Source organism: Kitasatospora sp. MY 5-36 (assembly GCF_001182915.1).
GTDB lineage: Bacteria > Actinomycetota > Actinomycetes > Streptomycetales > Streptomycetaceae > Kitasatospora.
The window spans coordinates 1-6,645 of record NZ_LFVW01000635.1 but is presented as its reverse complement, the minus strand read 5'-3'; the positions used below and the strand labels follow the sequence as shown (position 1 = coordinate 6,645).

The 6,645-nt window shown below is 74.4% G+C and carries 7 protein-coding genes; 3 read left to right on the top strand and 4 right to left on the bottom strand.

Translation table 11 applies throughout. The features are described from left to right. The coding region (locus AE652_RS32280) for an LCP family protein (protein ID WP_234348621.1) at positions 1-1,669 on the top strand (1,669 nt) is incomplete at its 5' end. Between the two features lie 22 nt (positions 1,670-1,691). Here the strand turns inward: AE652_RS32280 and AE652_RS46785 are convergent. Together AE652_RS46785 and AE652_RS32275 are read right to left on the bottom strand one after the other, a co-directional pair. Beyond that, positions 1,692-1,859 carry a hypothetical protein gene (locus AE652_RS46785; protein WP_159028613.1) on the bottom strand — a complete coding sequence of 56 codons (168 nt, stop codon included), beginning with the start codon at positions 1,857-1,859 and terminating at the stop codon, positions 1,692-1,694. A gap of 30 nt (positions 1,860-1,889) precedes the next feature. Next, a complete protein-coding gene (locus tag AE652_RS32275) occupies positions 1,890-2,699 on the bottom strand; it encodes a nucleotidyltransferase domain-containing protein (RefSeq protein WP_049658047.1) in 810 nt (269 codons plus the stop codon). Positions 2,700-2,820: 121 nt separating this feature from the next. On the opposite strand from AE652_RS32275, the gene AE652_RS32270 reads away from it, so the two are divergent. Further along, complete coding sequence (locus AE652_RS32270; RefSeq protein ID WP_049658045.1) at positions 2,821-3,255, top strand: DUF4259 domain-containing protein; 435 nt, start codon at positions 2,821-2,823, stop codon at positions 3,253-3,255. A 42-nt stretch (positions 3,256-3,297) separates the two neighbouring features. Here the strand turns inward: AE652_RS32270 and AE652_RS32265 are convergent, their stop codons facing one another. Continuing rightward, positions 3,298-4,578 carry an MFS transporter gene (locus tag AE652_RS32265; protein ID WP_082346114.1) on the bottom strand — a complete coding sequence of 427 codons (1,281 nt, stop codon included), beginning with the start codon at positions 4,576-4,578 and terminating at the stop codon, positions 3,298-3,300. A gap of 136 nt (positions 4,579-4,714) precedes the next feature. On the opposite strand from AE652_RS32265, the gene AE652_RS32260 reads away from it, so the two are divergent. Further along, the gene (locus AE652_RS32260) at positions 4,715-5,158 is read left to right on the top strand and encodes a helix-turn-helix domain-containing protein (protein WP_049658043.1); all 444 of its coding nucleotides are present in this window, start codon (positions 4,715-4,717) and stop codon (positions 5,156-5,158) included. Positions 5,159-5,238: 80 nt separating this feature from the next. Here the strand turns inward: AE652_RS32260 and AE652_RS32255 are convergent. Continuing rightward, positions 5,239-6,645, bottom strand: a 1,407-nt coding sequence (locus AE652_RS32255) for a DUF6777 domain-containing protein (RefSeq protein ID WP_159028612.1), incomplete at its 5' end; no start/stop codon positions are given.

The window sequence follows — 6,645 nt, the reverse complement described above, 5'->3', positions numbered from 1 at the left end:
CCGGCCGGAAGGGGCCGCCGTGGCTGAGCGCGGCAACAGCCGTACCGGCCAACGCGGCCAACGCGGGCAGCGCGGTCTGCGCGGCCGGCGCGGCTACGACCCGCGCCGCGCCGCCGCCCCGCTGACCGTCGCCGGGCGCACCTTGGCCTGCACCGTCTCGGTCGCGGTGCTCGGCGCCAGCGGCTTCACCTGGTACGAGTACCGCAGCCTGGACGACGGCATGATCAAGTCCACCGCGCTGAGCGAGGCCAGGAAGAACGCCCCGCCGCACCTCGACAAGTCCGTCAACCTGCTGCTGATCGGCCTGGACAGCCGCAAGGACATGGACGGCAACGACCTGCCCCGGCAGTTCGTGGAGGACGAACTGCACGCCGGCTCCAGCGAGATCGGCGGGTACAACACCAACGCCCTGATCGTGCTGCACATCCCGGCCAACGGCGGCAAGGTCACCGCGCTCTCCGTCCCGCGCGACGACTACGTGCAGACCGTCGGCGCGGACGGGAAGATGCACAAGATCAAGGAGGCGTACGGCATCGCCAAGGAGGCCGCCGAGCAGAAGCTGGCGGGCAAGGGGCTCTCCAAGGCGGCGCTGGAACGGCAGAGCCGCGAGGCCGGCCGCTCGGCCACCATCCGGACCGTGCAGAGCTTCCTGGACGTCCCGATCGACCACTTCGCGGAGGTGAACCTGATCGGCTTCTACGACATCGCCAAGGCGGTCGAGCCGGTCCAGGTCTGCCTCAACCACCCAGTGGACGACCCGATCATCGCCCGGACCGCCACCCACGAGGGCGGTGGCACCGGCCTCAAGCTCCCGGCCGGGATCAGCTCCCTCGACGCCGCGCAGGCGCTCTCCTTCGTCCGCCAGCGCCACCACCTCACCAACGGCGACCTCGACCGCACCCACCGGCAGCAGGCGTTCCTCTCCTCCGTCGAGTACCGGCTCAAGCAGCAGGGCATCCTGAACGACCTCGGGCAGATGCAGAAGCTGTTCGCGGTGGTGAAGAAGGACGTGGTCATCGACAACGAGTGGAACATCCTCGACTTCGCCCAGCAGGCGCCCAACCTGACCGGCGGCAACGTGGAGTTCAACACCCTGCCGATCAGCGGCTTCAAGACGGTCGGCGGGCAGGAGGTCAACACCGTCAACCCGGACCTGATCAGGAAGATCGTCCGGCAGCTCTTCAAGCACGAGCCGGCGCCGGCCGTCCCCGCCGTCGTGCCCGTCGCGCCGTCCGGGGACGCGCCGGGCGATCCGGCCCCGTCGCCCTCCGCGACCCCGACGCCGAGCGCGACGCCCAAGGCGGTGGTCGACATCAACGCGGTCGCGGGGGCGGGGGCGGCGGCCTACGAGTCCCGGGCGCTGGCCGAACTCGGCTACCAGACGGGCCGGATCGGCGACGCCCCGGCCAGGACCCGGGCCACCGCGGTCGGGTACGGAGCCGGGGCCAAGGCCGAGGCGCAGCGCCTCGCCGCCCGCTACGGGGTGAACGCGGTCTTCTCGTCGGGGATCCCCGCGGGCCGCGTCCTGCTCACCCTCGCCGTCTCCCGCACCCCGAGCCCGACGGCCGTGCCGTCGGGCGCGCCGGGTGAGACCTCCGCCGACTCGGCGGCGGGGCTGCCGATGCAGGGGCCGGCGGTGAAGGCGGGCGGGATCCCGTGTGTGGACTGAAGCCCCTGCGGCGGTGGCGAGTTCAGCCCCGGCCGGGGCTGGTGTCCCGGAGCGGCTCCCGATCGAGGACCTCGACGTACCCGATCCGACCGCCGACGACGTCCGGGACGAGCGTGCCGTGGGCCGGCGGGAGCGGGACGCACCGGTGGTCCGGACCGTAGGGCCGGCCGTCCGGGTGCGGTTCCGTCACGGGCGTGCTGCCTTCACGGGCGCGGCGCCGTCACGGGCGCGGTGCCTTCACGCCGTGGACGGCGGCGTACTCGGCGGCGAGCCAGGGGCCCAGGTCGTCGACGAGCACGGTGAGGGCGGCCCGGTCGGGGGTGCGGCCGCGGGCGAGGGCGGCGGCGAGGCGCGCTTGGGCGGCGCGCTCGGGGTAGTAGCCGGCGAATATCTCGGCGGAGGCAGCGAGGTCGCTGGTCCAGCCGCCCCAGCGGGGCATGACCAGGGTGAGGCAAGTGCGGACGAGGCGGCGGGAGACGGCGCGGGTGAGGCCGCGCAGTTCGGCCTCCGTGGTGGCGGCGGCCAGGCGCTCGTGCCAGAGCGGGAGGACCAGGGCCAGGTCGCCGTTGGTCTCCCGGGCGAGCAGCGAGGTGGGGCGGTAGCGGGGGAGCCGGGCGGCGAGGTCCTCGCCGAGCAGCGGGGTGCAGAGGCAGGCGACGAACCAGCCGAGGTCGTGGCGTTCGAGCTCGCTCAGCAGGGTGTCCGTGCCGGCCAGCACCACGCCGACCCCGTTCACCTGCGCGAACTCCCCGTCGAGCGCGGCCTCGAGGGCGTCGGCCTCCGCCCGGTCCGCGGCGGTGGGTTCGTGGCGCAGGGCGAGCAGCAGGTCGAGGTCGGAGACGCCGGGGGTGGCGGTGCCGCGCGGGAGGCTGCCGTAGAGGTAGGCGCTGTGCAGCCGGTCGGGGGCGAAGGCCGCGGCGATCCGCTCCCGGGCCGCGACGACCACCGGCGCGAACGCCGGCGGCACGCGGTCGAGCGAGCCCTCCCGTGCGATGTACCCGTCCCGGTCCAGCCCCTGAATCGTGGTCATGGGGGCACTCTGCCCCACCGCGGTCGGCCCTGACCAGCGAATATCCCTCGGCCCGGCCGATTGTCAGTGCCGTGTGCAAGCATCCGTCGCACACGAACACGAACGGCGTGAGGGGATCGGCATGGGCACCTGGGACATCGGGCACTTCGACAACGACTCGGCGGCGGACTTCTGCGGCGGACTGGACGACGCGGCGCCGGGCGAGCGGGAGGCGTTGCTCCGGTCGGCGCTGCTGTACGCCGTCCGGGCGGAGGAGTTCCTGGACTCGGACGAGGCGGTGGAGGCGGTCGCCTCCGCCGCGCTGGTGGCGGCGCAGTGCCCGGGCGGGGCGGCGGTGACCAGCGCCTACGGGCCCAAGGAGCCGGTCCCGCCGCTCTCCGCCGAGCTGCGCCCGCTCGCGGTGGCGGCGCTCGACCGGGTGGTCGCGGAGGAGTCGGAGCTCGCGGAGCTGTGGGACGAGTCGGGGGAGGCGGCGGCCTGGCGCGAGGGCATACGGACGCTGCGGGAGGTCCTCGCCGCGGCGTCGTCGGCGGAGGCGCCGGTGGCGGACGCGTAGGTGACATGCGCGTAGGCGCCGGCGCCGGTGGCCGATCGGCCGTCAGCGGCGGGCCGCCGTCCACCAGTAGCCGAGCGCGGTGAGGCTGGTGGCGGCGCCGAGCAGGCAGACGGCCGTCCAGCCGCCGTGGTCGTAGACGACGGTGGACAGGATCGCGCCCGCGCCGCACCCGGCGGAGTAGAGCAGCATGTAGCCGGCGGTCAGGCGGCTCTGCGCCTCCGGGCGGACCTGGTAGAGGAGGTGCTGGTTGGCGACGTGGAGGGACTGCAGGCCGTAGTCGATCACCACCATGGCGAGCACCAGCCACCAGACCGAGTGCGGCAGCAGCGCGGCCGGGAGCCAGCCGACCAGCATGGCCAGCAGGCCGATGCCGGCGGTGCGTTCGGCCCGGCCGCGGTCGGCCTGGCGGCCGGCGTACCCGGCGCCGAGCGCTCCGGCGGCGCCGGCCAGGCCGAAGAGCCCGATCTGGGTGTGGCTGAGGTCGAAGGGAGGCGCGGCGAGCGGGAGCACCATCGGGGTGAGCAGCACGGTGACGGAGGTGAAGCCGAGCAGCGCGAGGACGGCCCGGACCCGGAGCACGCGCTCCTGGGCGAAGAGCGTGAACACCGAGCCGACCAGCCGCGGGTAGCCGATCCGCTCGGCCGCCCGGTGCCGCTCGGACGGGACGGCGGCCGCGACGGCGAGGGCCATGGCGGCGGTGGCGACGGCGGAGACCACGTAGACGGCGCGCCAGCCGGCCAGGTCGCCGATGGTCCCGGCGACGGTGCGGGCGAGCAGGATGCCGACCACGATGCCGCTGGTCACGGTGCCGACCACCCGGCCCTGGTCGCCCGGGGCGGCGAGTTGGGCGGAGTAGGCGACGACCACCTGGGCGACGACGGCGAGGACGCCGACGGCGGCCATCGCGAGGAGCAGCAGCGGAGCGGAGGGGGCGAGTGCGACGGCGAGGAGGGCGAGGACGGACAGGCCGAGCTGGGAGGTGATCAGGGTGCGGCGGTTGACGTGGTCGCCGAGCGGCACGAGCAGGAGCAGGCCGAGGGCGTAGCCCGTCTGGGTGAGGGTGCCGACCAGGCCGATGGTCGCCGGGGCGATGCCGTAGTCCCGGGCGATCAGGTCGAGCAGTGGCTGCGAGTAGTAGACGTTGGCCACGGCGAGGCCGCAGGCGACGGAGAGCAGCCAGGCGACGGCCGGTGACAGGCCGCGCGGCGGGGCCCCGGTGGGGGTGTCGGCCGGGGCTTTGGCCAGGGCGTCGGCGGTCGACTCGTCGGCGGTCGGGTCGGCGGCGGTCGGGTCCTCGGCGGATGCGCGGGCGGGTGAGGTCATGGGCGGGACTCCCTCGAAGGGGCACTGTGGTTTCAAAGTGCTACCTCGACACCATGGCATATTCTGGTTTTAATAAGCAACCACGCTCTGATCGGTACGCTGGGCGCCGACCGGTGAGAGCTGAGAGGTGGGAGAAGTGCCGAAACGCACCACGCACGAGGAATCGGCCTGCCCGGTCGCCCGTCCGCTCGACGTCGTCGGCGACGGCTGGACGCTGCTGATCGTCCGTGACGCCTTCGACGGACTGCGCCGCTTCGGGCAGTTCCAGAAGAACCTCGGCCTGGCCAAGAACATCCTGTCCTCCCGCCTGGCCGGCCTGGTCGCCAACGGCGTGTTCGAGCTCGCGCCGGCCGCCGACGGCAGCCCGTACCAGGAGTACGTGCTCACCGAGAAGGGCCGTGCGCTGTTCCCGGTGATCACGGCGCTGCGGCAGTGGGGCGACCAGTGGTTCTTCGAGGAGGGCGAGCCCCGGGCGCGCCTGGTGGACCGCGAGTCCGGTGCGCCCGTCGCGCCGGTCGAGGTGCGCTCGGCGGACGGCCGGGTGCTCGGGCCCGAGGACGCGAAGGTGCTGCTGCCCTGAGGTCCGTGCCCTGAGATGTGCCGCTGCCACCGGCCGGGTGAGGGTCGATGGCAGCGGGGCGGAGTGGGGCGTGCGCCGGGTCAGCTCGGCGTGGCGGTGCTCGCGGTCGGGCAGGGCGGCAGGGTGGACGGCGCGGTGCTCGCGCAGGTCGCGGTCGGCGCCTGGGCGGTGGTGGTGGTCGCCGTCGTGGTCCCGGTTGCCGTCGTGACGGCGGTGGTCGTCGTCGCGGGGGAGGGCGTCCTGGTGACCGGTGCCGGCGTCTGTGTCTGAGTCTGAGTCGGTGTGCCGGTGGTCACCGTGGACGGGGGCGGGGTGCTGGTCGTCGTGGCCGTCCCCGGCGGCTGACCCGAGCTGGTCGGGGACGTGGCTCCGGGGGTCGTCGGGCCCGAGGAGGTGACTCCGGCGCTTGTGGAGCCTGAGGGGATGGCACCCGAACTCGTCGGCGTGCCGGGCGAGGTCGTGCCGGGTGGGGTCGTGCCCGGCGATGTTGCACCCGGCGACGTTGCACCGGGCGAGGTCGTGCCGGGGGACGTCGTGCCGGGGGAGGTCGAGGAGGTGGCCGAGGGTGTGGACGGCGTCCACGGGCCCGGCGGCGGGATGCCGGGCACCAGGGGCCCCTTCGGCGGTTCGGCCGGTCGGTCCACGACCTCGACCCGCCCGGTCATCCGGGAGAACCACCCGCCGGTCTCGACGTTCACCAGGATGATCTCGGTCACCGGTCGGGCTGCCGGCACCACGATGATCAGCGTGGACGGCTGGAAGCCTGCCCAGGCCTTCCCGGTGTACCTCGCGTTGCTCACCAGCGTCGGCGGCTTCAGCGGGTTGCCGCAGGAGCAGCGCACCCGGGGCACGCCCTGGGCGTCCACCAGGACGGCGGTGCCCGCCTGCAGTGCGGACTGGTACTCGACCACCGCGCCGCTCTTGTAGGTGTGGTTGGTCACCCGGGTGTCCACCCGCAGGTAGGCGGAGGTCAGCGAGCGCAGGTAGCCGGGGACGTCGGCCTGCGCGATGCCGGCGGCGGAGGCCCAGGCGCGCCCGGTGTCCCCGGTCGAGAGCATCCCGACCAGGCGCTCGGTGTCGCAGCTCGGCTTGCCCATCGACCCGGCGTACAGCCCGGCCGAGCTGCCCTCGACGCTGTGGAGCGCGGTCGGCGAACCGCTCCGGGACGAGGCGCCGCCCGGGTGCTGCGCCGTCGGGGTGACGGTCGGGGCGGGGGTCGGGACGGCGGAGCCGGGTGCGGGGGCGCTCACCCCCTGGGTCTCCACCGACGGGGTGAACGGGTCCGGCCCGGGATCGGCCGGGGCCTGCAGGGCGACCTCGTTCGCGGTCGGCACGGCCGGGTGGTTGCCGCCCTGGTTGTTGACGATCAGCACGGTGGCCACCACGGCCACCGCCACCGTGCCCGCCGCCAGCGCCAGCCCCTTCCCGGAGCGCCACCACGGCGTGCGCGCCCCGCGTCCGGGCCCGCCGGACGACGGCCCGCCGGG